General features: G+C 71.6%; 21 protein-coding genes. 20 read left to right on the top strand and 1 reads right to left on the bottom strand.

Annotation, left to right across the window (positions count from 1 at the left end; genetic code table 11):
* From ACIRSU_RS29365 to ACIRSU_RS29300, 14 genes are all read left to right on the top strand, one after another.
* Complete coding sequence (locus ACIRSU_RS29365) at nucleotides 1-1,962, top strand: peptidoglycan D,D-transpeptidase FtsI family protein (protein WP_403798298.1); 1,962 nt, start codon at nucleotides 1-3, stop codon at nucleotides 1,960-1,962.
* Nucleotides 1,963-2,023: 61 nt separating this feature from the next.
* Nucleotides 2,024-3,718, top strand: coding sequence for a UDP-N-acetylmuramoyl-L-alanyl-D-glutamate--2,6-diaminopimelate ligase (locus tag ACIRSU_RS29360; RefSeq protein WP_403798295.1), 1,695 nt, complete (start codon nucleotides 2,024-2,026; stop codon nucleotides 3,716-3,718).
* 4 nt (nucleotides 3,719-3,722) lie between these two features.
* On the top strand, nucleotides 3,723-5,153 hold the full coding sequence (gene murF / locus ACIRSU_RS29355) for a UDP-N-acetylmuramoyl-tripeptide--D-alanyl-D-alanine ligase (protein ID WP_403798292.1): 1,431 nt from the start codon (nucleotides 3,723-3,725) through the stop codon (nucleotides 5,151-5,153).
* The gene (mraY, locus tag ACIRSU_RS29350; protein WP_403798289.1) at nucleotides 5,150-6,220 is read left to right on the top strand and encodes a phospho-N-acetylmuramoyl-pentapeptide-transferase; all 1,071 of its coding nucleotides are present in this window, start codon (nucleotides 5,150-5,152) and stop codon (nucleotides 6,218-6,220) included. The genes murF and mraY overlap by 4 nt, the downstream gene beginning before the upstream one ends.
* A complete protein-coding gene (murD, locus tag ACIRSU_RS29345) occupies nucleotides 6,202-7,641 on the top strand; it encodes a UDP-N-acetylmuramoyl-L-alanine--D-glutamate ligase (protein WP_403798287.1) in 1,440 nt (479 codons plus the stop codon). Before mraY ends, murD begins: the two co-directional genes overlap by 19 nt.
* A 58-nt stretch (nucleotides 7,642-7,699) precedes the next feature.
* The gene (gene ftsW / locus ACIRSU_RS29340; protein ID WP_403798284.1) at nucleotides 7,700-9,043 is read left to right on the top strand and encodes a putative lipid II flippase FtsW; all 1,344 of its coding nucleotides are present in this window, start codon (nucleotides 7,700-7,702) and stop codon (nucleotides 9,041-9,043) included.
* A gap of 6 nt (nucleotides 9,044-9,049) precedes the next feature.
* Nucleotides 9,050-10,141: an undecaprenyldiphospho-muramoylpentapeptide beta-N-acetylglucosaminyltransferase gene (gene murG / locus ACIRSU_RS29335; RefSeq protein WP_403798281.1), complete on the top strand. Its 1,092-nt coding sequence runs from the start codon at nucleotides 9,050-9,052 to the stop codon at nucleotides 10,139-10,141.
* A gap of 27 nt (nucleotides 10,142-10,168) precedes the next feature.
* Nucleotides 10,169-10,948: a cell division protein FtsQ/DivIB gene (locus ACIRSU_RS29330; protein WP_403798278.1), complete on the top strand. Its 780-nt coding sequence runs from the start codon at nucleotides 10,169-10,171 to the stop codon at nucleotides 10,946-10,948.
* A 279-nt stretch (nucleotides 10,949-11,227) separates the two neighbouring features.
* Nucleotides 11,228-12,439: a cell division protein FtsZ gene (gene ftsZ, locus ACIRSU_RS29325; RefSeq protein ID WP_403798275.1), complete on the top strand. Its 1,212-nt coding sequence runs from the start codon at nucleotides 11,228-11,230 to the stop codon at nucleotides 12,437-12,439.
* Between the two features lie 4 nt (nucleotides 12,440-12,443).
* The gene (pgeF, locus tag ACIRSU_RS29320) at nucleotides 12,444-13,184 is read left to right on the top strand and encodes a peptidoglycan editing factor PgeF (protein WP_403798272.1); all 741 of its coding nucleotides are present in this window, start codon (nucleotides 12,444-12,446) and stop codon (nucleotides 13,182-13,184) included.
* An 8-nt stretch (nucleotides 13,185-13,192) separates the two neighbouring features.
* A complete protein-coding gene (locus ACIRSU_RS29315) occupies nucleotides 13,193-13,912 on the top strand; it encodes a YggS family pyridoxal phosphate-dependent enzyme (RefSeq protein ID WP_403798269.1) in 720 nt (239 codons plus the stop codon).
* 138 nt (nucleotides 13,913-14,050) lie between these two features.
* Nucleotides 14,051-14,674, top strand: coding sequence for a cell division protein SepF (gene sepF, locus ACIRSU_RS29310; protein WP_389216178.1), 624 nt, complete (start codon nucleotides 14,051-14,053; stop codon nucleotides 14,672-14,674).
* 75 nt (nucleotides 14,675-14,749) lie between these two features.
* Entirely contained in the window at nucleotides 14,750-15,040 is a 291-nt protein-coding gene (locus ACIRSU_RS29305; protein WP_403798266.1) for a YggT family protein, read from the top strand.
* A 64-nt stretch (nucleotides 15,041-15,104) separates the two neighbouring features.
* Nucleotides 15,105-16,184, top strand: coding sequence for a DivIVA domain-containing protein (locus tag ACIRSU_RS29300; RefSeq protein WP_403798263.1), 1,080 nt, complete (start codon nucleotides 15,105-15,107; stop codon nucleotides 16,182-16,184).
* A 479-nt stretch (nucleotides 16,185-16,663) separates the two neighbouring features.
* Here ACIRSU_RS29300 and ileS read toward each other — a convergent pair whose 3' ends face one another.
* Complete coding sequence (gene ileS / locus ACIRSU_RS29295) at nucleotides 16,664-19,804, bottom strand: isoleucine--tRNA ligase (RefSeq protein ID WP_403798260.1); 3,141 nt, start codon at nucleotides 19,802-19,804, stop codon at nucleotides 16,664-16,666.
* Between the two features lie 563 nt (nucleotides 19,805-20,367).
* Between ileS and ACIRSU_RS29290 the strand changes: the two genes are divergently transcribed.
* The 6 genes from ACIRSU_RS29290 to ACIRSU_RS29265 all read left to right on the top strand — a co-directional run bounded on the left by ACIRSU_RS29290 (nucleotide 20,368) and on the right by ACIRSU_RS29265 (nucleotide 25,669).
* Complete coding sequence (locus tag ACIRSU_RS29290) at nucleotides 20,368-21,228, top strand: TraR/DksA family transcriptional regulator (RefSeq protein ID WP_403798257.1); 861 nt, start codon at nucleotides 20,368-20,370, stop codon at nucleotides 21,226-21,228.
* Nucleotides 21,229-21,262: 34 nt separating this feature from the next.
* The gene (lspA, locus tag ACIRSU_RS29285; protein WP_403798254.1) at nucleotides 21,263-21,850 is read left to right on the top strand and encodes a signal peptidase II; all 588 of its coding nucleotides are present in this window, start codon (nucleotides 21,263-21,265) and stop codon (nucleotides 21,848-21,850) included.
* Nucleotides 21,851-21,889: 39 nt separating this feature from the next.
* Nucleotides 21,890-22,831, top strand: a complete 942-nt coding sequence (locus ACIRSU_RS29280) for an RluA family pseudouridine synthase (RefSeq protein ID WP_403798251.1) — start codon at nucleotides 21,890-21,892, stop codon at nucleotides 22,829-22,831.
* Entirely contained in the window at nucleotides 22,828-23,337 is a 510-nt protein-coding gene (locus tag ACIRSU_RS29275) for a GNAT family N-acetyltransferase (RefSeq protein ID WP_403798248.1), read from the top strand. The genes ACIRSU_RS29280 and ACIRSU_RS29275 overlap by 4 nt, the downstream gene beginning before the upstream one ends.
* A gap of 87 nt (nucleotides 23,338-23,424) precedes the next feature.
* Nucleotides 23,425-25,011, top strand: coding sequence for a Na+/H+ antiporter (locus tag ACIRSU_RS29270; protein ID WP_403798245.1), 1,587 nt, complete (start codon nucleotides 23,425-23,427; stop codon nucleotides 25,009-25,011).
* 88 nt (nucleotides 25,012-25,099) lie between these two features.
* Nucleotides 25,100-25,669 carry a dienelactone hydrolase family protein gene (locus tag ACIRSU_RS29265; protein WP_403798242.1) on the top strand — a complete coding sequence of 190 codons (570 nt, stop codon included), beginning with the start codon at nucleotides 25,100-25,102 and terminating at the stop codon, nucleotides 25,667-25,669.
* Nucleotides 25,670-25,714: the final 45 nt, after the last annotated feature.

The following is a 25,714-nucleotide window of genomic DNA, read 5'->3' as shown; positions in this document are numbered from 1 at the left end:
GTGCCCTTCCAGGAGCCTCCGCGCCGCCGTGTCCCCGGCCCCGCCCGGCCCGCACAGCCGCGCCGTCCGGACCGCCGCCCCGCCCAGCGGTCCGCCCCGCCCCGCCGGCCCGCCGCCCGGCCCGCCGCGAAGGCGCGCACGATCCGGCTCGGCAGCCCCAAGCCCCGGCTGCGGCTGATCTCCCTGGGCCTGACCCTGGTCATGCTGGTCTTCGTGGTGCGGCTGCTCCAGGTGCAGGCGGTGGACGCCGCCGCCTACGCCGCCAAGGCGGAGAAGCACCGCTACCTCGAATACACCCTCACCGCCGACCGCGGTGAGATCACCGACCGGGCCGGCATCGCGCTGGCCGCCAGCGTCGACGCGTACGACATCACCGCCGACCCCAAGCTCTTCACCCCCGAGGAGTCCAGGCTCGCCGACGCCCCGGAGCAGGCGGCGGCGCTGCTCGCGCCGATCCTCGGCAAGGAGCCGGCCGAGCTCGCGAAGAAGCTGCGCACCCCCAAGTCCCGCTACACGGTGCTCGCCCGCAAGCAGACCCCGCAGGTCTGGAACCAGATCAAGGACCTGAAGAAGGTCTACGAGCAGAAGGCCGCGCCCGCCCACGGCGGCAACGGCGTCAATCTCCTCGGCGGCATCCTCAGCGAGCCGGTCACCAAGCGGGTGTACCCGAACAGGGAGCTGGCCGCCGGGATACTGGGCTACGTCAACGCCGAGGGCCGCGGCGCCGGCGGCCTCGAGTCCATGCTCGACAAGGAGCTGGCCGGCCAGGACGGCAAGATCCGCTTCGCCCAGTCCGGCGGGCGCCGGGTGCCCACGGTGGGCTCCCAGGGCACCCCGGCCGTCCCCGGCTCGACCATCGAGCTGACCATCGACCGGGACATCCAGTGGGCCGCCCAGCAGGCCATCACCGACCAGGTCCGCAAGTCGAAGGCCGACCGCGGCTACGTCATCGTCCAGGACACCCGCACCGGCGAGGTCCTGGCCATGGCCAACGCCCCCGGCTTCGACCCCAACGACCTCTCCCAGGCCAACGCCACCGCCATGGGCAACGCGGCCCTCCAGGACGCCTACGAGCCCGGCTCCACCAGCAAGGTCATGTCCATGGCCGCCGTCCTGGAGGAGGGCGTCGCCGCCCCCGACACCCACGTCACCGTGCCCAACCGGCTGCACCGCGGCGACCGCCTGTTCAGCGACGACGTCGACCACATCACCTGGTACCTGACCCTCAACGGCGTCCTGGCCAGGTCCAGCAACATCGGCACCATCCTCGCCACCGGCCAGCTCGGCAAGACGCAGGCCGAGTCGAACCAGGTGCTCTACGACTACCTGCGCAAGTTCGGCATCGGCAGCCCCACCGGGCTCGACTACCCGGGCGAGACCCCCGGCATCCTCGCCAAGCCGCAGGACTGGTCGACCTCGCAGCAGTACACGATCCCGTTCGGCCAGGGCCTGTCGATCAACGCCATGCAGGCCGCCTCCGTCTACTCGACCATCGCCAACGGAGGCGTACGGATCGAGCCGACTCTGGTCCGCGGCACCAGGGGCCCGGACGGGCGCTTCACCCCGGCGCCCGCGCCCAAGGAGAGCCGGGTCGTCAGCGAGAAGACCGCCAAGACCCTGGCGCAGATGCTGGAGTCGGTCGTCGACGACGAGGAGGGCACCGGCACCAAGGCGGCCATCCCCGGCTACCGGGTGGCCGGCAAGACCGGCACCGCCAACCGCGTCGACCCCGAACTCGGCCGCTACAAGGGCTACACCGCGTCCTTCGCCGGCTTCGCGCCGGCCGACCAGCCCCGTGTCGCCGTCTACTGCGCCATCCAGAACCCCACCAAGGGCAGCTACTTCGGCGGCCAGATCTGCGGACCCATCTACAAGAAGGTGATGGAGTTCGCCCTCAAGACCCTGCACATCCCGCCGACCGGCAGCCAGCCCGCCCGGCTCCCGGTGACGTTCCAGCCATGACGTTCCGACCGTGAAAGCCGTAACACCGCGTGAAACACCGCGTGAAACTCCGGGAGCACCAGTGAGAACGATCACCCAAGATTCCGGGAACCGGAAATCGAACTCCGGCGACGCAACGGCTCGATTTAGCCCTGCGCAGGGTGCGCCCGGTACGCTCACCGCCGTGCCACACGCTGATCAGTACCGAACCACCCCGCCCCGCCCGGAGCGGGTCCGCCCCACACCCCTGGGCGAGCTCGCCGCGCGGCTCGGCACCGAGACCTCCGGCGGCTCCGGCCGTTCCGACAGCGACGTCGAGGTCTCGGGCATCACGCACGACTCGCGGGCGGTCCGCCCCGGCGACGTCTACGCGGCCCTGCCCGGCGCCCGCGCGCACGGGGCCGACTTCGTCGCCCAGGCCGCGGGGCTCGGCGCCGCCGCCGTCCTGACCGACCCGGCCGGGGCCGAACGCGCCGCCGCGACCGGCCTGCCGGTCCTGGTCGTCGAGGACCCGCGCGGCCGGATGGGCGAGCTGGCCGCCGAGATCTACGGCCGCCCCGGCGCGGACCTGCTGCAGATCGGCATCACCGGCACCTCGGGCAAGACCACCACCGCCTACCTCGTCGAAGGCGGGCTGCGCGGCGCGGGCAAGGCCACCGGCCTGGTCGGCACCGTCGAGATGCGCATCGGCGACGAGCGCATCAAGTCCGAGCGCACCACCCCCGAAGCCACCGACCTCCAGGCCCTGTTCGCCGTCATGCGCGAACGCGGCGTCGAGGCCGTCGCCATGGAGGTCTCCAGCCACGCGCTCGTGCTCGGCCGGGTCGACGGCTGCGTCTTCGACGTCGCCGTCTTCAACAACCTGAGCCCGGAGCACATGGAGTTCCACTCCGACATGGAGGACTACTTCCAGGCCAAGGCCCGCCTGTTCACCCCCGAGCGCAGCAGGCGCGGCGTGGTGAACCTCGACGACGAGTACGGCCGCCGGCTCGCCAAGGAGGCGTCCGTCCCGGTCGTCACCTTCTCCGCCGCCGGGGACCCGAACGCCGACTGGCGCGCCGAGGACGTCGTCACCGGCGCCGCCGACTCCGCCTTCACGGTCGTCGGCCCGGACGGCGAGCGGTTCCCCGCGACCGCGCCGCTGCCCGGCCCGTTCAACGTCGCCAACACCCTCGCCGCGATCGTCACCCTCGCCGCCGCCGGGATCGACCCGCGGACCGCCGCCGACGGCGTCGCCGCCGTCCCCGGCGTGCCCGGGCGCCTGGAGAAGGTCGACGCGGGCCAGCCGTACCTCGCCGTCGTGGACTACGCGCACAAGACGGACGCCGTCGAATCGGTCCTCCGCTCGCTGCGCGAGGTCACCCGCGGCAAGCTGCACGTCGTCATCGGCTGCGGCGGCGACCGCGACACCACCAAACGCGGCCCGATGGGCGCCGCCGCGGCCCGGCTCGCCGACACCGCCGTCCTCACCTCGGACAACCCGCGCTCCGAGGACCCGCTCGCGATCCTCACCGCGATGCTCGAAGGCGCCGCCGAGGTGCCGGCGTACCAGCGCGGCGAGGTCCTGGTCGACGCCGACCGCGCGGCCGCCATCGCCGCCGCCGTGGCCCGCGCCGAGCCGGGCGACACCGTCCTGGTCGCCGGCAAGGGCCACGAACAGGGCCAGGAGACCGCAGGCGTGGTGCGCCCCTTCGACGACCGTCAGGTCCTGCGCGAGGCGATTCTCAACCGCCAGAGCCGGCAGGACGCACACCGTCACCAGAACAGTCAGGGATGAAGCAGTGATCGCCCTCTCCCTCGCCGAGATCGCCGAAATCGTCGGCGGGCAGCAGCACGACATACCGGATCCGACCCTCCAGGTCACCGGTTCCGTCGTCATCGACTCCCGTGCGGTCGAGCCCGGCAGTCTCTTCGCCGCCTTCGCCGGCGAGAACGTCGACGGCCACGACTACGCGGAGCGCGCCGTCCAGGCCGGCGCGGTCGCCGTGCTCGCCACCCGCCCCGTCGGCGTGCCCGCCATCGTCGTCGCCGACGTCCAGACGGCGCTCGGCGCCCTCGCCCGTACCGTGGTCGAACGCCTCGGCACCGATGTCGTCGCGCTCACCGGCTCGGCCGGCAAGACCTCCACCAAGGACCTGATCGCCCAGGTCCTGCAGCACCACGCGCCCACCGTGTGGACCCCCGGCTCCCTCAACAACGAGATCGGCCTGCCGCTCACCGCGCTCACCGCCGACGCCGGCACCCGCCACCTCGTCCTGGAGATGGGCGCGCGCGGAATCGGCCACATCCGCTACCTCACCGGACTCACCCCGCCGCGCATCGGCCTCGTCCTCAACGTGGGCACCGCGCACATCGGCGAGTTCGGCGGCCGCGAGCAGATCGCCCAGGCCAAGGGCGAGCTGGTCGAGGCGCTGCCGGCCGCCGAGGACGGCGGCGTCGCCGTCCTCAACGCCGACGACCCCCTCGTACGCGCCATGGCCGCACGCACCAAGGCCAAGGTGACCCTGTTCGGAGAAGCGGACGAAGCGGCCGTACGTGCCGAGAATGTCCGGCTCACAGAGAACGGACAGCCCTCTTTCAGGCTTCACACACCCACCGGGTGCAGTGACGTGACCTTGCGCCTGTACGGTGAGCACCACGTGTCGAACGCGCTCGCCGCGGCCGCCGTCGCCCATGAGCTGGGCATGGCCGCCGAGGAGATCGCCACCGCGCTCTCCGAGGCAGGCACCCTGTCGCGCTGGCGCATGGAGGTCACCGAGCGTCCGGACGGCGTGACGATCGTCAACGACGCCTACAACGCGAACCCCGAGTCCATGCGAGCCGCTCTGCGCGCGCTCGCGGCCATGGGCAGGTCTGCACAGGCCAGGGGCTCCCGTACGTGGGCGGTGCTCGGCAAGATGGCCGAGCTCGGCGACGAGTCGCTCGCCGAGCACGACGCGGTCGGACGGCTCGCCGTCCGGCTCAACGTCAGCAAGCTCGTCGCGGTCGGGGACAGGGAAGCGTCCTGGCTGCAACTGGGCGCCTATAACGAGGGTTCGTGGGGTGAGGAGTCGGTGCACGTGTCCGACGCGCAGGCGGCGGTCGACCTGCTGCGCAGTGAGCTGCGGCCGGGGGACATCGTCCTGGTGAAGGCATCCAGGTCGGTCGGTCTGGAGCGGGTCGCCCTGGCACTGCTCGAGAACACCGGCGAGGGTGAGGTCGCCGGCCGATGAGGCAGATCCTCTTCGCGGGGGCCATCGGGCTCTTCCTGACCCTCATCGGCACCCCGCTGCTCATCAAGCTGCTCGCCCGCAAGGGATACGGCCAGTTCATCCGCGACGACGGCCCGCGCGGCCACCTCGGGAAGAAGGGCACGCCCACCATGGGCGGCATCTCCTTCATCCTGGCCACCCTCATCGCGTACGCCCTGGCCAAGGTCATCACCGGCGAGGACCCGACGTACTCGGGCGTCCTGGTGCTGTTCCTGATGGCCGGCATGGGCCTGGTCGGCTTCCTCGACGACTACATCAAGATCGTCAAGCAGCGCTCGCTCGGCCTGCGGGCCAAGGCGAAGATGGCCGGCCAGCTGATTGTCGGCATCGCCTTCGCCGTGCTCTCGCTGCAGTTCGCCGACCTGCGCGGCCTGACTCCGGCCTCCACCCGGCTGTCCTTCATCGCCGACTTCGGCTGGTCCATCGGCCCGGTGCTCTTCGTGGTCTGGGCGCTCTTCATGATCCTGGCCATGTCCAACGGCGTGAACCTGACGGACGGTCTGGACGGCCTGGCCACCGGCGCGTCGGTGATGGTCTTCGGCGCCTACACGTTCATCGGTCTGTGGCAGTTCCAGGAGTCGTGCGCCAACGCCATGACCCTGACGAACCCGAACGCCTGCTTCGAGGTGCGCGACCCGCTCGACCTCGCGGTCGTCGCCTCCGCGCTGATGGGCGCCTGCTTCGGCTTCCTGTGGTGGAACACCTCACCCGCCAAGATCTTCATGGGCGACACCGGCTCGCTGGCCCTCGGCGGCGCGCTCGCCGGCCTCGCCATCTGCTCCCGTACGGAGCTGCTGCTCGCCCTCCTGGGCGGCCTGTTCGTGATGATCACGATGTCCGTGGTCATCCAGGTCGGCTCCTTCAAGATGACGGGCAAGCGCGTCTTCCGGATGGCACCCCTCCAGCACCACTTCGAACTCAAGGGGTGGTCCGAGGTCCTGGTCGTCGTCCGGTTCTGGATCATCCAGGGCATCTACGTCATCGTCGGCCTGGGCCTCTTCTACGCGGGATGGGCATCCGAAAAGTGAGCGAACAGCTGGACTGGCAGGGCAAGAAGGTCACCGTCGCCGGACTGGGCGTGAGCGGCATCCCGGCCGCCCGCGCGCTGCACGGCCTGGGCGCGGTCGTCACGGTCGTCAACGACGGCGACGACGAGCGCTCCCGGGCCCAGGCGGCCGAGCTGGAGGCGGAAGGCATCACCGTCCGCCTCGGCGACGGGGCGACCCTGCCGCCCGGCACCGAGCTCGTCGTGACCGCGCCGGGCTGGCAGCCCGACAAGCCGCTCTTCCGGGCCGCCGCCGAGGCGGGCGTGGAGATCTGGGGCGACGTCGAGCTGGCCTGGCGCCTGCGGGGCCCGGACGCGGCCCCGTGGCTCGCGGTCACCGGCACCAACGGCAAGACCACGACCGTACGGATGCTCGCCTCCATCCTGGAGGCGGCCGGCCTGAAGACGGCCGCCGTCGGCAACATCGGGGTCTCCCTGCTCGACGCCGTCCTCGGCGAGGAGCGGTACGACGTCCTCGCGGTCGAGCTGTCCAGCTACCAGCTGCACTGGGCGCCGTCCCTGCGCGCCCACTCGGCCGCCGTGCTCAACCTGGCGCCCGACCACCTCGACTGGCACGGCTCCATGGAGGCGTACGCCGCCGACAAGGGCCGCATCTACGAGGGCAACCGGGTCGCCTGCGTCTACAACGTGGCCGACCAGGTCACCGAGGACCTGGTCCGCGAGGCCGACGTCGAGGAGGGCTGCCGCGCCATCGGCTTCACCCTCGGCACCCCCGGCCCGTCGCAGCTCGGCGTGGTGGAGGGCATCCTCGTCGACCGGGCCTTCGTCGAGAACCGGCAGAAGAACGCGCAGGAGCTCGCCGAGGTCTCCGACGTCCAGCCGCCGGCCCCGCACAACATCGCCAACGCGCTCGCCGCGGCCGCCCTCGCCCGCGCCTTCGGCGTCGAGCCGAAGGCCGTACGGGACGGGCTGCGGGCCTTCCGGCCCGACCCGCACCGCATCGAACTCGTCGAGGAGATCGAGGGCGTCGCGTACGTCGACGACTCCAAGGCCACCAACACCCATGCCGCGGAAGCCTCGTTGGCGGCCTACGACCCGATCGTCTGGATCGCCGGCGGCCTCGCCAAGGGCGCGACCTTCGACGAGCTGGTGCAGAAGTCGGCGAAGCGGCTCCGTGGCGTCGTCCTGATCGGCCAGGACCGCGCGCTGATCCGCGAAGCCCTGACGCGACACGCCCCGGAAGTCCCGGTGGTGGACCTCGACCGGACCGACACTGGGGCGATGTCCGCGGCGGTGCAGGAGGCGGCTGCGCTCGCCCAGCCCGGGGACACGGTCCTGCTGGCCCCGGCCTGCGCGTCGATGGACATGTTCACCAACTACAACAAGCGGGGCGACGCCTTCGCGGACGCCGTCCGCACGCTCGCCGCCACCGGGCGCGCCTGACCTGACCAGCGGAAGGGTCCCGGCCGCGGGCCGGGCACGACTGGAGGGGACAGCGACCATGCCGAGCAGAACCGCCGGGACGCGAAAGGCCGCCGCCGCGCGCGGGGGCGGCCGGCCCGCCGCCGCCGCGCCGCGCGGCCGGCGCCCGGGCGGGCCGCGGGGGCTGTACGAACGGGCCCGCCGGGCCTGGGACCGGCCGCTCACCGCGTACTACGTGATCGTCGGCGCCGGACTGCTCATCACAGCGCTCGGCCTGGTGATGGTCTACTCCGCCTCGATGATCACGGCGCTCCGCTACGACCTGGTGCCCTCGTACTTCTTCCGCAAGCAGTTCTTCGCGGCCCTGATCGGCGGCGGGCTGCTCCTGGCGGCCTCCCGGATCCCGGTGAAGCTGCACCGGGCGCTGGCCTACCCGATCCTGGTCGGGGCGATCTTCCTGATGGTGCTGGTCCAGATCCCCGGGATAGGGGTCTCGGTCGGCGGCAACCAGAACTGGATCTCGCTGGGCGGCCCCTTCATGCTCCAGCCCAGTGAGTTCGGCAAGCTGGCGCTGATCCTGTGGGGCGCCGACCTGCTGGCCCGCAAACAGGACATGAAGCTGCTGACGCAGTGGAAGCACATGCTGGTCCCGCTGGTGCCCGGAACGTTTCTGCTGCTCGGTCTGATCATGCTGGGCGGTGACATGGGCACGGCGATCATCCTCACGGCGATCCTCTTCGGCCTGCTGTGGACCGCCGGCGCGCCCACCCGGCTCTTCGTCGGCGTGCTCGGCGTCGCCGCCGCGATCGGCGCGCTCCTGATCAAGACCAGCCCGCACCGGATGGAACGCTTCGGCTGCCTCGGCGCCAGCGACCCCGGCGGCGCGGGCGACCCGTGCTGGCAGGCCGCGCACGGAATCTATGCTCTGGCCTCGGGCGGATGGTTCGGTTCCGGTCTCGGGGCGAGTGTGGAAAAATGGGGTCAACTCCCCGAAGCGCACACCGACTTCATCTTCGCCGTCACCGGGGAGGAACTGGGTCTGGCGGGGACGCTGTCGGTGCTGGTCCTGTTCGCGGCTCTAGGCTATGCGGGTATCCGCGTGGCCGGAGGCACGGAGGACCCCTTCGTCAGGTATGCCGCGGGAGGCGTGACCACCTGGATCACGGCCCAGGCCGTGATCAACATCGGTGCGGTGCTCGGTCTGCTGCCGATCGCCGGAGTCCCGCTCCCGCTGTTCTCCTACGGGGGGTCGGCCCTGCTGCCGACCATGTTCGCCGTCGGACTCCTCATCGCCTTCGCGCGACAGGAGCCCGCCGCGAAAGCGGCCCTGGCCATGCGCCGCCCCGGCTGGGGCAAGCGGGCCGGGGGGAGATGGAAGTCGATGCGACGGCGCGTCAAGAAGCGTCCGTCCGGAGAGCGGTGAATTTCGGTGCATGTCGTACTCGCCGGCGGAGGTACCGCCGGTCACATCGAGCCCGCGCTCGCGCTCGCGGATGCCCTGCGCAGGCAGGACCCCACCGTGGGCATCACGGCGCTGGGCACGGAGAAGGGCCTGGAGACCCGGCTGGTCCCCGAGCGGGGCTACGAGCTGGCGCTCATCCCCGCCGTGCCGCTGCCCCGCAAGCCCACGCCCGAGCTGATCACCGTCCCCGGGCGGCTGCGCGGCACCATCAAGGCGGCCGAGCAGGTCCTGGAGCGCACCAAGGCGGACTGCGTGGTCGGCTTCGGCGGCTACGTGGCGCTGCCGGGCTATCTGGCCGCCAAGCGGCTCGGCGTGCCGATCGTGGTCCACGAGGCCAACGCCCGGCCCGGCCTGGCCAACAAGATCGGCTCGCGGTACGCGGCCGGGGTCGCCGTCGCCACCCCGGACTCCAAGCTCCGCAACGCCCGTTACATCGGCATCCCGCTGCGGCACTCCATCGCGACCCTCGACCGGGCCCGGGTCCGCCCGGAGGCGCGCGCCGCCTTCGGTCTCGACCCGAACCTGCCGACCCTGCTGGTCTCCGGCGGCTCCCAGGGCGCACGCCGGCTCAACGAGGTGATCCAGCAGATCGCCCCGGTGCTCCAGCGCTCCGGCATCCAGATCCTGCACGCGGTCGGCCCGAAGAACGAACTGCCGCGTGTCGACAACATGCCCGGAATGCCGCCGTACGTGCCGGTACCGTACGTGGACCGGATGGACCTCGCGTACGCTGCCGCCGACATGATGCTCTGCCGCGCGGGCGCGATGACCGTCGCCGAGCTCTCCGCCGTCGGCCTCCCCGCCGCCTACGTCCCGCTGCCCATCGGCAACGGCGAACAGCGGCTCAACGCCCAGCCGGTGGTCAAGGCCGGCGGTGGCCTCCTCGTCGACGACGCGGAGCTGTCGCCGCAGTGGGTGCAGTCCAACGTCCTGCCCGTGCTCGCCGACCCGCACCGGCTGTACGAGATGTCCCGCGCCGCCGCCGAGTTCGGCCGCCGGGACGCCGACGACCTGCTCGTCGGCATGGTGTACGAGGCGATCGCGGCGCGCGGACGCTAGCCGAGTCCTCAGCGAAGGAGACACGCGGTGGCAGCGAAGAGCGGGAGCAGCAGGTCCGAGGGCTCCTCGCGGCAGCCGTCCCGACCGGGCGCCCGGAACCTCCGGGTGCCCGGCCCGCGTGCTCTCCTGCTCGGCCTCGCCGGTCTCGCTCTGCTCGCCGGCGGCATCTGGGCGCTGTACGGCTCCACCTGGTTCCGGGTCGAGAAGGTGAGCACCTCCGGTACGGCGGTGCTCACCCCGGAACAGGTCGAGCGTGTCGCGGCCGTACCCCTCGGCGCGCCGCTCGTCTCCGTCGACACCGACGGCATCGAGGCGCGGCTGCGCCGGGAGCTGCCGCGGATCGACAGGGTGGACGTCGTACGGTCGTGGCCGCATGGAATCGGTCTGAAAGTGACGGAACGTCGGCCGGTCCTTCTCCTCGAAAACGGCGGAAAGTTCGTCGAAGTGGACTCCGGCGGTGTGCGGTTCGCCACCGTCGCCACCCCGCTCCGCGGCGTACCCCGGCTCCGCCTCGACGTGGCCGGCTCCCCGAGCCTGCGCCGCTTCGACGCGCAGCGGCTCCTCACCGTCGCGGTAGGCGTGACGGGCGAACTCCCGGAGAAAATCGCCCAAGACGTCCGTGTCGTCCGGATCATCTCGTTCGACTCCATCACTCTGGAGCTCGGCAAGGACCGCACCGTCTTCTGGGGCAGCGGCGAGGACGGGCCGGTCAAGGCCCGTGTTCTCACCGCGCTGATGAAAGCGACTCCCAAAGCGGGGCACTTCGATGTAAGTGCCCCCACCGCGCCCGCTTCGTCCCGGAGTTGACGCCCATCCGCCCAGGCCAGGGCCCTGGTTGGCCATGGCTACGGGTGATCACATAGGGTGAAAAGAAAAACGGGAGGTTCGGCGTGTTCGTTGAACGTGCGCCACTTGTCGACTTAGTGTCCTGTTCGGAAGAGTCCAAGGAACAGGGACACTGGTAACCCTAAACTTCAACGTTAGGGTTTGGGTCGGCGTTTCGGACCGTCCCCATCGGCATCCGTCGCCGCGACGCGCTACCACCGCGAAGCGGCGACACGTAACTCGAGGCGAGAGGCCTTCGACGTGGCAGCACCGCAGAACTACCTCGCAGTCATCAAGGTCATCGGTGTCGGCGGCGGTGGTGTCAATGCCATCAACCGAATGATCGAGGTCGGTCTCAAGGGCGTCGAGTTCATCGCCATCAACACCGACGCGCAGGCGCTGTTGATGAGCGACGCCGACGTCAAGCTCGACGTCGGCCGTGAACTCACCCGTGGCCTCGGGGCCGGGGCCAACCCGGCAGTCGGCCGCAAGGCGGCAGAGGACCACCGCGAGGAGATCGAGGAGGTCCTCAAGGGGGCCGACATGGTCTTCGTCACCGCCGGCGAGGGCGGCGGCACCGGCACCGGCGGCGCGCCCGTCGTCGCCAACATCGCGCGCTCGCTCGGCGCCCTGACGATCGGTGTGGTCACCCGCCCGTTCACCTTCGAGGGCCGCCGGCGCGCCAACCAGGCGGAGGACGGCATCGCCGAGCTCCGCGAAGAGGTCGACACCCTCATCGTCATCCCGAACGACCGACTGCTCTCGATCTCGGACCGTCAGGTCTCGGTGCTCGACGCCTTCAAGTCGGCCGACCAGGTGCTCCTCAGCGGTGTCCAGGGCATCACCGACCTCATCACCACCCCCGGCCTGATCAACCTCGACTTCGCCGACGTCAAGTCGGTCATGTCCGAGGCCGGTTCGGCCCTCATGGGCATCGGCTCCGCCCGCGGCGACGACCGCGCGGTGGCCGCCGCCGAGATGGCGATCTCCTCGCCGCTCCTGGAGGCGTCCATCGACGGCGCCCGCGGTGTGCTGCTCTCCATCTCCGGCGGCAGCGACCTCGGTCTCTTCGAGATCAACGAGGCCGCGCAGCTGGTGAGCGAGGCCGCCCACCCGGAGGCCAACATCATCTTCGGCGCCGTCATCGACGACGCCCTCGGCGACGAGGTGCGGGTCACCGTCATCGCGGCCGGCTTCGACGGCGGTCAGCCGCCGGCCCGCCGCGACAACATCATCGGCTCGGCCTCCGCCAAGCGCGAGGAGCCTGCCCCAGCCCCGCGCCTCGCCGACACCTCCCGCCCGCTTGGCGGCCTGGGCACGGTGACCCCGCGCGAGGAGCCGGCCGCCCCGGTCGAGCCGGCGCCGGTCAGCGAGACCCCGCTGGCGCCCGTCACCCCGCCGGTGGTCCCGCCGGCCCGCCCGTACCCGGACACCCAGGCCGAAGAGCTGGATGTCCCGGACTTCCTGAAGTGACGCCTTGATAGGGCAGCGTTACGACACGAGCGGCGCGCACTTCGCCTTCACCGACCGGTGGGGCGGAGTGAGCGCCGTTCCGTACGAGGAGCTCAACCTCGGCGGCGCCGTGGGCGACGCCCCCGAGGCCGTCCGCGCCAACCGGGCGCGGGCCGCCGCCGAACTCGGGCTCGACCCGGCGCACGTCGTCTGGATGAACCAGGTGCACGGCGCCGACGTCGCCGAGGTCGACGGACCCTGGTCCGGCACCGGCGACGCCATCCCGTCCGTGGACGCGGTCGTCACCGCCCGCCGGGGCCTCGCGCTCGCCGTGCTCACCGCGGACTGTGTGCCCGTCCTGCTCGCCGACCCCGTCGCCGGGGTCGTCGCCGCCGCCCACGCCGGGCGGCCCGGGATGGTCGCCGGGGTCGTCCCGGCGGCGGTGAAGCGGATGACCGAACTCGGCGCCGACCCCGCCCGGATCACCGCCCGCACCGGTCCCGCCGTCTGCGGGCGCTGCTACGAGGTGCCCGAGGCGATGCGCGCCGAGGTCGCCGCGGTCGAGCCGGCCGCGTACGCCGAGACGAGCTGGGGCACCCCCGCCGTCGACGTCGCCGCCGGCGTGCACGCCCAGTTGGCGCGGCTCGGGGTGACGGACGTCGCGGACGCCGGGGTCTGCACCCTGGAGTCCGGCGACCACTACTCGTACCGCCGCGACCGCACCACGGGGCGACTCGCGGGATATGTCTGGCTTGAGCTGAGCTGAGAAGAGATATGACGGACCGCAAGTCGGAACTCGCCGCGAACCTCGCCCAGGTGGAGGAGCGCATCGCCGCCGCGTGCGCCGCCGCCGGGCGGGCGCGGGAGGACGTGACCCTGATCGTGGTCACCAAGACCTACCCGGCGAGCGATGTGAGACTCCTGCACGAACTCGGTGTGCGGCACGTGGCGGAGAACCGCGACCAGGACGCCGCCCCGAAGGCCGCCGCGTGCGCGGACCTCGATCTGACCTGGCACTTCGTCGGCCAGTTGCAGACGAACAAGGTGCGTTCCGTGGTGGGTTATGCCGATGTGGTGCAGTCCGTCGACCGTTTGAAGCTCGTTTCCGCCCTCTCCGTCGCCGCGGAGAAGACGGAGCGCGAGCTCGGCTGCCTGGTCCAGGTCGCCCTCGACGCCGAGTCCGGCCACCGCGGCGACCGCGGCGGGGTGGCGCCGGACGGCATCGAGGAGTTGGCCGCGGCGATCGACGCCGCTCCCGGACTGAGGTGCGACGGGCTGATGACCGTCGCCCCGCTGGCCGGTCCGTTCGCGGGCCGGCAACAGGCCGCCTTCGAGCGGCTGATGGATTTGTCGACTCACCTGCGCACGACCCGTCCTGCTGCGAACATGGTGTCAGCAGGGATGAGTGCGGACCTCGAAGAGGCCGTGGCGGCCGGAGCGACACACGTGCGCATCGGTACGGCGGTACTCGGAGTCCGCCCGAAGCTCGGGTAACGTCGCGAAGCAGGTCGGACCACAGCAGAAAATATGGTCATTCCGCCGAGGGGCGGAGGGACCCGTGGATCGCGGGCACTTGGTGACACTGCGACATTCGGTAAGGGCGATCCACCACAGAGCGGAGGATGCGGAGATATGGCCGGCGCGATGCGCAAGATGGCGGTCTACCTCGGCCTCGTGGAGGACGATGGCTACGACGGCCGGGGGTTCGACCCCGACGACGACTTCGAACCCGAGCTGGAGCCGGAGCCCGAGCGGGACCGGCGCCACCACCAGCCGCCGCGGCAGGTGGAGCGGGAGGAGCCGGTGCGCGTGGTGACGCCGCCGGCGCCCCGTGAACCGGTGTCCCATTCTGTACCGGTACCCGCCGAGAGCGGGCGTCCGGCCCGAATTGCCCCCGTGGCATCCATCACACCCGAACGTCCGAACCTGGAGAAGAACGCACCGGTGATCATGCCCAAGGTCGTGTCCGAGCGGGAGCCCTACCGCATCACCACGCTGCACCCCCGGACCTACAACGAGGCCCGTACCATCGGGGAACACTTCCGCGAGGGCACCCCGGTGATCATGAACCTCACGGAGATGGACGACACCGACGCGAAGCGACTTGTCGACTTTGCCGCCGGACTCGTCTTCGGTCTCCATGGCAGCATTGAGCGCGTGACGCAGAAGGTGTTCCTGTTGTCGCCTGCTAACGTCGATGTCACGGCGGAGGACAAGGCCCGCATCGCTGAGGGCGGATTCTTCAACCAGAGCTGAGAGAACGAGACCGAGAAGGCCCGGCCGCAGAGGGCGGCCGGACAGCACGAGAGCCAGGGGAGAGGGAACCGCGGGATGGGCGTCGCACTGCAGGTGGTCTACATCGCGCTGATGTGCTTCCTCGTCCTCCTGATCTTCCGGCTGGTCATGGACTACGTCTTCCAGTTCGCCCGGTCATGGCAACCCGGGAAGGCGATGGTGGTCGTCCTTGAGGCCACCTACACTGTCACCGATCCACCGCTCAAGCTGCTGCGGCGGCTCATCCCGCCGCTGCGTCTCGGGGGCGTGGCACTCGACCTGTCCTTCTTCGTTCTGATGATCATCGTCTACATCCTGATCTCCGTCGTGCGCGGTTTGGCGGGGTGAGTGAGGTGAATGTGGACGATACGGTCTTGCCGACTGCCGACGACTACGTAGAGGTGAAGAAGAGATGCCGCTGACCCCCGAGGACGTGCGGAACAAGCAGTTCACGACCGTCCGCCTTCGAGAAGGCTATGACGAGGACGAGGTCGATGCCTTCCTCGACGAGGTCGAAGCCGAACTGACCCGACTGCTCCGCGAGAACGAGGACCTGCGCGCCAAGCTGGCCGCGGCGACCCGTGCCGCCGCGCAGAACCAGCAGCAGGGCATGCGCAAGCCGCCGGAGCCGCAGGACCGTCCCGTCGGACCCGGCGCTCCCGTGCCCGCCGCCATATCCGGACCGCCGGCCCAGCAGCAGCCGCAGATGGGGCCGCCGCAGCTGCCGTCCGGTGCCCCCGCGCTTCCCGCCGGCCCGATGCAGGGTGGCCCCATGCAGGGCGGCCCCATGGGCCCCGGCCCGATGCAGGGCGGCCCGATGGGTCCCGGCCCGATGCAGGGCGGCCCCATGCAGGGCGGCCCCATGGGTCACCCGCAGCAGCAGCCGATGCAGCCGCAGGCCCCACAGGGCCCCGGCGGCGACAGCGCCGCGCGCGTCCTCTCGCTCGCGCAGCAGACCGCCGACCAGGCGATCGCGGAGGCCCGTTCCGAGGCCAACAAGATCGTCGGCGAGGCGCGCTCGCGCGCCGAGGGCCTGGAGCGGGACGCCCGCGCCAAGGCCGACGCGCTGGAGCGGGACGCGCAGGAGAAGCACCGCGTCGCGATGGGCTCGCTCGAGTCCGCTCGCGCCACCCTCGAGCGCAAGGTCGAGGACCTGCGGGGCTTCGAGCGTGAGTACCGGACCCGCCTGAAGTCCTACCTGGAGTCCCAGCTGCGTCAGCTGGACTCCCAGTCGGACGACTCGCTGGCCCCGCCGCGCACCCCGGCGACCGCGTCCCTGCCGCCGTCCCCGTCGATGGCCCCGGCCGGCGCCGGCGCCCCGTCCTACGGTGGCAACGCGACGATGGGCGGCGCCCCGTCCTACGGCGGCCAGCAGCAGATGACCCCGGCCATGACCCAGCCCATGGCCCCGGTCCGTCCCCAGGCCCCGCAGCCGATGCAGCAGGCGCCGGCGCCGATGCGCGGGTTCCTGATCGACGAGGACGACAACTGAGGGGGCGGGTCTACGCGTGGTGAGCGCGTGAGCCGTCGTCGGCAGTCCTGAAGGGCCGGGCCCCGGGTTTCCCCGGGGCCCGGCCCTTCGGCGTGCGCTGGGGGCGTCGCCGCCGGGCCCGGGCGTGCTGCGCCTGCGGCGAGCTTTCTCCCCCGCCCCGCCCCTTCCCGAAACCGGGGCTCCGCCCCAGACCCCGAGGGATGGCAACGGGGGCGCCGCCCCCGAGCCCCCAAGGGCGGCAGCTTCGCGCTGCGGGCCGTGGGGCGTTGAGCTCTCGGCGGCCGGGGCTTGTCGCACTGTTGTGGGCATCTGTCCCGCTGGGGGTCCCCCCAGGGCGAAGCCCTAGGGGGAGGGACGGGTGGGCACAACCCGCGAGGAACGTGTCCGGTGCGTGGGGCGGTGCGGTGCGGGCCTCGCTCTGTGGGTACGGCGAAGGGCCCGGCCCCCTACGCGGGGGGCCGGGCCCTTCGTCGTAGCCGTTACGCCTTGCGGAGGCGGAAGGTGAGGGCCAGGCCCTCGTCCTCGAACGGAGCGCCGTACGTGTCGTCGGCCGGGCCCTGCGCGTGGTCCGTTGCCAGGACCTCGTCGGCGATGAGGGCCGCGTGGGCCGTGAGGGCCTCCACCGTCTCGTCGGACGTGGACGTCCAGCGCAGCGCGATGCGGTCCGCGACGTCGAGGCCGCTGTTCTTGCGGGCCTCCTGGATCAGACGGATCGCGTCACGGGCCAGGCCGGCCTTGCGGAGCTCCGGGGTGATCTCCAGGTCGAGGGCGACCGTGGCGCCGGAGTCGGAGGCGACCGACCAGCCCTCGCGCGGGGTCTCGGTGATGATGACCTCCTCGGGGGTGAGGACGATCGTCTCGCCGTTCACCTCCAGGGACGCCTCGCCGGAGCGCAGGGCGAGGGAGAGGGCCGCGGCGTCGGCCGCCGCCACCGCCTTCGCCACGTCCTGGACGCCCTTGCCGAAACGCTTGCCCAGGGCGCGGAAGTTCGCCTTGGCCGTCGTGTCGACGAGCGAGCCGCCGACCTCCGACAGGGACGCCAGCGAGGAGACGTTGAGCTCCTCGGTGATCTGCGCCTGGAGCTCCTCGTTCAGGTCCGCGAAGCCCGTCGCCGCCACCAGCGCGCGCGACAGCGGCTGGCGGGTCTTCACGCCGGACTCGGCGCGGGTCGCGCGGCCGAGCTCGACCAGGCGGCGGACCAGGATCATCTGCTCGGAGAGGACCGGGTCGACGAGCGCGGCGTCCGGCTCGGGCCAGGTCGCCAGGTGCACCGACTCCGGGGCGCCCGGCGTCACCGGGACCACCAGGTCCTGCCACACCCGCTCGGTGATGAACGGGGTCAGCGGGGCCATCAGCCGCGTGACGGTCTCGACGACGTCGTGCAGCGTGCGGAGCGCGGAGGCGTCGCCCTGCCAGAAGCGGCGGCGCGAGCGGCGCACGTACCAGTTGGAGAGGTCGTCGACGAACGCGGAGAGCAGCTTGCCGGCGCGCTGGGTGTCGTACGCCTCCATCGCCTCGGTGACGCCGGCGACGAGCGTGTTCAGCTCGGAGAGCAGCCACTTGTCCAGGACGCTGCGGTCGGCCGGCGCCGGGTCGGCGGCGGACGGCGCCCAGCCGGACGTACGGGCGTAGAGCGCCTGGAAGGCGACCGTGTTCCAGTACGTCAGGAGCGTCTTGCGGACGACCTCCTGGATCGTGCCGTGGCCCACCCGGCGCGCCGCCCACGGCGAGCCGCCGGCCGCCATGAACCAGCGGACCGCGTCGGCGCCGTGCTGGTCCATCAGCGGGATCGGCTGCAGGATGTTGCCGAGGTGCTTGGACATCTTGCGGCCGTCCTCGGCGAGGATGTGGCCCAGGCAGACCACGTTCTCGTACGAGGACTTGTCGAAGACCAGCGTGCCGACGGCCATCAGCGTGTAGAACCAGCCGCGGGTCTGGTCGATGGCCTCGGAGATGAACTGCGCCGGGTAGCGCTGCTCGAACAGCTCCTTGTTCTGGTACGGGTAGCCGTACTGCGCGAACGGCATCGAGCCCGAGTCGTACCAGGCGTCGATGACCTCCGGGACGCGGACGGCCTCCAGGGAGCAGCCCTCGGCGGAGCACGTGAAGGTGACGTCGTCGATGAACGGGCGGTGCGGGTCGAGGCCCGACTGGTCCGTGCCGGTCAGCTCGGTGAGTTCGGCGCGCGAGCCCACGCAGGTCAGGTGGTCGTCCGCGCAGCGCCAGATCGGCAGCGGGGTGCCCCAGTAGCGGTTGCGGGAGAGCGCCCAGTCGATGTTGTTGTTCAGCCAGTCGCCGAAGCGCCCGTGCTTGACCGAGTCCGGGAACCAGTTCGTCTTCTCGTTCTCTTCGAGGAGACGGTCCTTCACGGCGGTCGTGCGGATGTACCAGGACGGCTGCGCGTAGTAGAGCAGCGCGGTGTGGCAGCGCCAGCAGTGCGGGTAGCTGTGCTCGTACGCGATGTGCTTGAAGAGCAGGCCGCGCGCGTCCAGGTCGGCGGTGAGCGCCTCGTCGGCCTTCTTGAAGAAGACGCCGCCGACCAGCGGCACGTCCTCCTCGAAGGTGCCGTCGGGGCGCACCGGGTTCACGACCGGCAGGCCGTAGGCGCGGCAGACCTTGAGGTCGTCCTCACCGAAGGCGGGGGACTGGTGGACCAGACCCGTACCGTCCTCGGTGGTCACGTACTCGGCGTTGACGACGTAGTGGGCGGTGTCGGGGAACTCGACGAGCTCGAACGGGCGCTGGTACGTCCAGCGCTCCATGTCCTTGCCGGTGAAGGACTCGCCCGTGGTCACCCAGCCCTCGCCGAGCGCCTTGTCGAGCAGCGGCTCGGCGACGACCAGCCGCTCGTCGCCGTCCGTGGCGACGACATAGGTCACCTCGGGGTGGGCGGCGACGGCCGTGTTGGACACCAGGGTCCACGGGGTGGTCGTCCAGACCAGGAGCGCGGCCTTGCCGGCGAGCGGGCCGGAGGTCAGCGGGAAGCGGACGAAGACGGACGGGTCGACGACCGTCTCGTAGCCCTGCGCCAGCTCGTGGTCCGACAGGCCGGTGCCGCAGCGCGGGCACCAGGGGGCGACGCGGTGGTCCTGGACGAGCAGGCCCTTGTCGAAGATCTGCTTGAGCGACCACCAGACCGACTCGATGTACGAGGGGTCCATGGTGCGGTACGCGTCGTCCATGTCGACCCAGTAGCCCATGCGGGTCGTCAGCTCGGCGAAGGCGTCGGTGTGGCGGGTCACCGACTCACGGCACTTGGCGTTGAACTCGGCGATGCCGTACGCCTCGATGTCCTTCTTGCCGGAGAAGCCGAGCTCCTTCTCGACGGCGAGCTCGACCGGCAGGCCGTGGCAGTCCCAGCCGGCCTTGCGGGCCACGTGGTAGCCGCGCATGGTGCGGAACCGCGGGAAGACGTCCTTGAAGACGCGGGCCTCGATGTGGTGCGCGCCCGGCATGCCGTTGGCCGTCGGCGGGCCCTCGTAGAACACCCACTCGGGGCGTCCCTCGGACTGCTCGAGGCTCTTGGCGAAGACCTTGTTCTCGCGCCAGAAGTCGAGCACGGCGTGCTCGAGCGCGGACAGGTCTACCTGGGCGGGTACCTGGCGGTACTGCGAAGACATCGATCTTCCTCCGGCGGATGTGCCACGTTTCCGTCCGGAGGGACGAGAGCCGTGCTCCCGCGGTACCACCCTCCTTGGCCCCGGGCGCGGACGCCCTGAGCCCCCTCATTGGGGTCGCGACGCCGGGTCTAGTCGCCGCACGGTCCTCACGGTCCGGCGGCTTTCTTCCGGCAGCTCCGGGGTGATGCTTCACATCGGGCACGCCCCCGGGCTCGCACCGTCCCCGGGTCGCTCATGGCTGCGTACGACGCTACTCGTCCCCATCCAAGCCTTTCGCTCAGCCCAGTGTACGGGGCGGAGCGGACACCGGCCGACCGTATTTCGCGCGACTCCCCGTGACCCGAATGGGCAGACGGCCCGGCGCGGACTTGCGCTGCGGCCAAGTGGGGGAGCGGTGGCGCGGATAACCCGCCGTGGAGCTGGGCACAACCGAGTCAGACCCGACCGGCACGGCGCCGGGTCGGGCGGAATGGGCGGCGTGCCCCGTTGCCGCGGACCTTGGGCCGATTTATCGTCCCAGCACGATTCGCGCGCAAGATCACAAAATGTGAAGGGGCCGCGACATGGTGGCGAAGAAGACCGCCGCGAAGAAGACGGCGGCCACGAAAACGGCGGCCGAGAAGACGACGAAGACGGCGCACACGGCGAATACGGCGAAGGTGACGGAGAAGGCGGTCAAGACGGCGGTAAGGACGGCGGCGAAGAAGGCTCCGGCGGCGAAGAGGGCCCCCGCCGCGAAGAAGGCGACGGCGAAGAAGGCGACGGCGTCGAAGGCGACGGCGAAGAAAGCGGTGGCGAAGAAGGCCGCCGCGAGTCGGGCCGTCGTCGACGACACTCCGGCCGCCGCGCTCACGGCCCCCGCGAAGACCTCGGCGAAGACGACCTCCGCCAAGAAGACCCCGGCGAAGAAGGCCCCGGCCGGGAAGGCCGCGACCGAGAAGACAGGAGCCAGGACGGTGGCAGCGAAGAAGACCGCGGGTGGCGTCACGACGGCCGGCGACGACGCCGCGGTGCCCCAGGCCAGGGCCGGCGAGCTCGCCGTACGCCCCGGCGAGGAGCCGTGGACCCCCGAGGAGGTCGCCGAGGCCCGCAGCGTGCTGCAGGCCGAGGCGCTGCGGCTGCGCAACGAGCTCGTGCACTCCAAGGAGGAGCTGACCGGTCTGATGCGCGACTCCGGCGACGGGGCCGGCGACGACCAGGCCGACACCGGTACGAAGAACATCACGCGCGAGCACGAGCTGGCCCTGGCCGCGAACGCCCGCGAGATGCTGGAGCAGACCGAGCACGCCCTGGAGCGGCTCGACGCGGGCACGTACGGCCTGTGCGAGGTCTGCGGCAAGCCCATCGGCAAGGCGAGGATGCAGGCCTTCCCGCGGGCCACGCTGTGCGTGGAGGACAAGCAGAAGCAGGAGCGGCGCGGCTGACGCCGGCGGAGGTGCGTGTCGTACCCTCGTGGGCATGGCAGAGGCGGACAGCGTCATCGGGGAGAGCGTCATCGGTACTCCGGATTCGGCAGGCGCCGGCGAGACCACGGCTCCCGAGGCCGAGGAGCGGCCGAAGGGCAGGCGGAAGATCGCCGCGCTCTTCGTGGTGGCCGTCCTCGCCTATCTGCTCGACCTCGGCAGCAAGATGCTCGTGGTCGAGAGGCTGGAGGGGCACGAGCCGATCAAGGTGATCGGTGACCTGCTGCGCCTGGAGGCCATCCGCAACCCCGGTGCCGCCTTCGGCATGGGCGAGGCGTTCACGATCATCTTCACGGTGATCGCGGCCGTCGTGATCGTGGTGATCGTCCGGCTGGCGCGCAAGCTCTACAGCCTGCCCTGGGCCATCGCCCTCGGCCTGCTGCTCGGCGGCGCGCTCGGCAACCTCACCGACCGGATCTTCCGCTCGCCCGGCGTCTTCGAGGGCGCGGTCGTCGACTTCATCGCGCCCGCGCACTTCGCCGTCTTCAACCTCGCCGACTCGGCGATCGTGTGCGGCGGCATCCTGATCGTCCTGCTGTCGTTCCGCGGCCTGGACCCGGACGGCACCGTCCACAAGGACTGAGTGCCGGGCCATGTCCCGGGGCAAGGCATACTCGACAGGGTGAGCATGAGTCCCGAGATCCGCACGCTGCCCGTACCCGACGGCCTGGAGGGCGAGCGCGTCGACGCCGCCATCGCCCGTATGTTCGGGTTCTCCCGTACGAAGGCGGCGGAGCTGGCCGCCGCCGGCAAGGTCCTCGTCGACGGCAGCGTCGTCGGCAAGTCCGAGCGGGTCAGCGGCGGCGCGTGGCTCGAGGTCGAGATGCCCGGCGCGCCCGCTCCGGTGCAGATCGTCGCCGAGCCCGTCGAGGGCATGGAGATCGTCCACGACGACGACGACATCGTCGTGATCATGAAGCCGGTCGGCGTGGCCGCGCACCCCAGCCCCGGCTGGACCGGCACCACCGTGATCGGCGGCCTGGCCGCCGCCGGCTACCGGATCTCCACCTCCGGCGCCGCCGAGCGCCAGGGCATCGTGCACCGCCTCGACGTCGGCACCTCCGGTCTGATGGTGGTGGCCAAGTCGGAGTACGCGTACACCTCGCTGAAGCGCCAGTTCAAGGAGCGCGTGGTCGACAAGCGCTACCACGCCCTGGTGCAGGGCCACCCGGACCCGCTGAGCGGCACCATCGACGCGCCCATCGGCCGGCACCCGAACCACGACTACAAGTGGGCCGTGACCGCCGACGGCAAGGCGTCCGTGACGCACTACGACCTGATCGAGGCGTACCGGGCCGCCTCGCTGCTCGACATCAAGCTGGAGACGGGCCGCACCCACCAGATCCGGGTGCACATGTCCGCCCACCGCCACCCCTGCGTCGGCGACCTCACCTACGGCGCCGACCCGACCATGGCCAAGCGCCTCGGCCTGACCCGGCAGTGGCTGCACGCCGTCCGGCTCGGCTTCGAGCACCCCGGCGACGGGCAGTGGGTCGAGTTCGAGAGCACCTACCCGGCCGACCTGCAGACCGCCCTCGACCGGATCGCGTCGGAGAGCCGGTGACCGCCGAGCCGGTGACCGCCGCCGAGGTCCGGCCGGAGGAGCCCGTCGCGTACGCGGTCCGCGAGGCCGTGCGGCACGACGACCGTGACGCCTGCTTCGCCGTACGCCGCGAGGTCTTCGTCGAGGAGCAGGGCGTGCCGCAGGAGATCGAGTACGACACGTACGACGAGACCGCCGTGCACGTCCTCGCGATCCGTGCGGACGGCGTGCCGCTGGGCACCGGACGGCTGCTCTTCGGCGCGGACGCGGTCGGCAAGACCGGCGCGGACCCCTCGGTGGGCTCCCTCGGGCGGCTCGCGGTGTCGAAGGCGGCGCGCGGCCTCGGAGTCGGCGCGGCCCTGGTACGGGCCATCGAGGACGCGGCACGCGAGCGCGGGCTCGCCGCCGTCGACCTGCACGCGCAGACGCAGGCGCTGGGCTTCTACGAGCGCCTGGGCTACGCGGCGTACGGACCGGAGTTCCCGGACGCGGGTATGCCGCACCGCGCCATGCGCCGCGTGCTCTGACGCCCTGACACCCTGACGCCGTACCCGTAAAGGCGCCCCATGGGGGGCGATCGTGGGCGAAACGGACGTACGTGACAGGGTAGGGCCGTGGATCAATTGGCCCTGCTGTTCCTGCTGCTGCTCGGCGCCGTGCTGACCGTGCCCCTCGGAGACCGGCTCGGACTGCCCGCACCCGTCCTGATGACCCTCGTCGGGATCGTCCTCGCGTACCTGCCCTTCGTGCCGAACGTGGACATCCCGCCCGAGTTCATCCTGCCGCTGGTGCTGCCGCCGCTGCTCTACGCCTCCGTGCAGCGCACATCCTGGCGCCAGTTCGCGGCCAACAGACGCCCGATCTTCCTGCTCGCGGTGGCCCTGGTCTTCGTGACCACGGCCGCCGTCGGCGCGGTCGCGGACGCGCTGGTGCCCGGCATCCCGCTGGCCGCCGCACTCGCCCTCGGCGCCCTGGTGGCGCCGCCCGACCCGGTCGCGGCCACGGCCGTGGCCGGTTCGCTCGGGCTGCCCCGGCGGCTCGTGTCGATCCTGGAGGGCGAGGGGCTCTTCAACGACGTCACCGCGATCGTGCTCTACCACGTGGCGATCACCGCGGTCGTCACCGGCAGCTTCTCCTGGCCGCGGGCGCTCGCCGAACTCGTCCTGTCGGCCGTCGTCGCCGTCGTGGTCGGCATCGCGCTCGGCTGGATCACCAACAAGCTGATCGGCGTCCTCGGCGACGCCACCCTGCAGACCGGGCTCACCCTCCTCGTGCCGTTCGTGTCGTACGTGCTCGCCGAGGAGCTGCACGGCTCCGGGGTCCTCGCCGTCCTGGTCACCGCGCTCTTCCTGGCCGAGTACGCGAGCGACGCCGACGACGTGATGGGGCGGCTCGCCGGGCAGACCTTCTGGGAGGTCGTCGACACGCTCGTCACCGGCATCGCCTTCGGCCTGATCGGCCTGGAGCTGGTGCACGTCTTCGGGGTCGCCGAGGGCCGCGGCCGGCAGATGCTCGGCTGGGGCGCGGCCGTCGTCGGCACGGTGGTCGTGGTGCGGCTGCTCTGGCTGCTGCCGGCGGCCTGGGTGGCGAAGAAGCTGCACGACCGGCGGGACTACGCCGAGGACATCCCGATGAGCTGGCGGGAGAGCGTCGTCATGTGGTGGGCCGGGATGCGCGGGGTGGCCTCGGTCGCGCTCGCGCTCGCCATCCCTCTGCGGACCGACGACGGCGCGCCCTTCCCCGGCCGGGACGAGCTGATCTTCATCGCCTTCTGTGTGATCATCGCGACCCTGGTGGTGCAGGGCCTCACGCTGCCCAGGCTGGTGAAGCGGCTCGGCGTGAAGGCCGACGCGGACGCCGAGCGGGCCTTCGAGCGGGACCTGGCGATCCGGGCGGCGAAGGCGGCCAAGGCGCGGCTCAAGGAGATCGAGGAGGTCGAGGAGCTGCCCGAGGAGGTGGCGGAGCGGCTGCTCCGCGGCGCCTTCGACATCGGGGCGCGGATCAGCGTGGACATGGTGGACGAGGAGCGGCGGGCCGCGTTCGCCCAGCGCGTGGACCGGCTGAAGTCGATCCACCGGATCCAGAAGGAGATGATGTCGGCCGCCCGGCACGCGGTGCTCTCGGCCCGCAGCGAGCCGGGCGCCGACCCGGAGGTGGTGGACCGGGTGCTGCGGCAGCTGGACGTGCGCAGCCTGCGCTAGGGGGGTGTCTCGACGGTCAAGCGGGGCTCGCGACGTCCGGCTCCTGGCGTGGCGGGCGGTGCGGGGGGCGGGTGGCAGGATGGGGCGCATGGACATCATGCTCTTCCACTCCGTCCACGGACTCGACGCTGCCGTGGAGGCCGCCGCCGAACGGCTCCGGACCGCCGGACACCAGGTCTGGACGCCGGACCTCTTCGACGGGCGGACGGCCGGGACCGCCGACGAGGGCATGGCGCTGCGGGACGAGATCGGCAAGGACGAGCTGCTGAAGCGCGCGGTCCTGGCGGCGGCCCCGTACTCGGAGCGCGGCCTGGTCTACATGGGCCTGGACTTCGGCGCCTCGGTGGCGCAGACGCTCGCGCTCGGGGACGAGAGGGCGCGCGGGCTGCTGCTCCTCCACGGCACCTCGGACATCGCCGAGTCGGCCTCGGTGGACGACCTCCCGGTGCAGCTGCACGTGGCCGAGCCGGACCCGTTCGAGACGGACGACTGGCTGTCGGCCTGGTACCTGCAGATGCGCAGGGCGGGCGCGGACGTGGAGGTCTACCGCTACCGGGGCGCCGGGCACCTCTACACCGATGCGGAGTCGCAGGACTGGGACGCGGAGGCGGCCGAGCAGACCTGGAGGGTGGCGCTGTCCTTCCTGGACAGCCTGTAGGGCTTCCCGCGCGGAACGGGCGGTGGCCCCGGGGATCTCCCCGGG

The organism is Streptomyces sp. NPDC101160 (genome assembly GCF_044768205.1).
In the GTDB taxonomy this organism is placed as follows: Bacteria; Actinomycetota; Actinomycetes; order Streptomycetales; family Streptomycetaceae; genus Streptomyces.
This window is presented reverse-complemented; position numbering and strand designations above follow the sequence as displayed.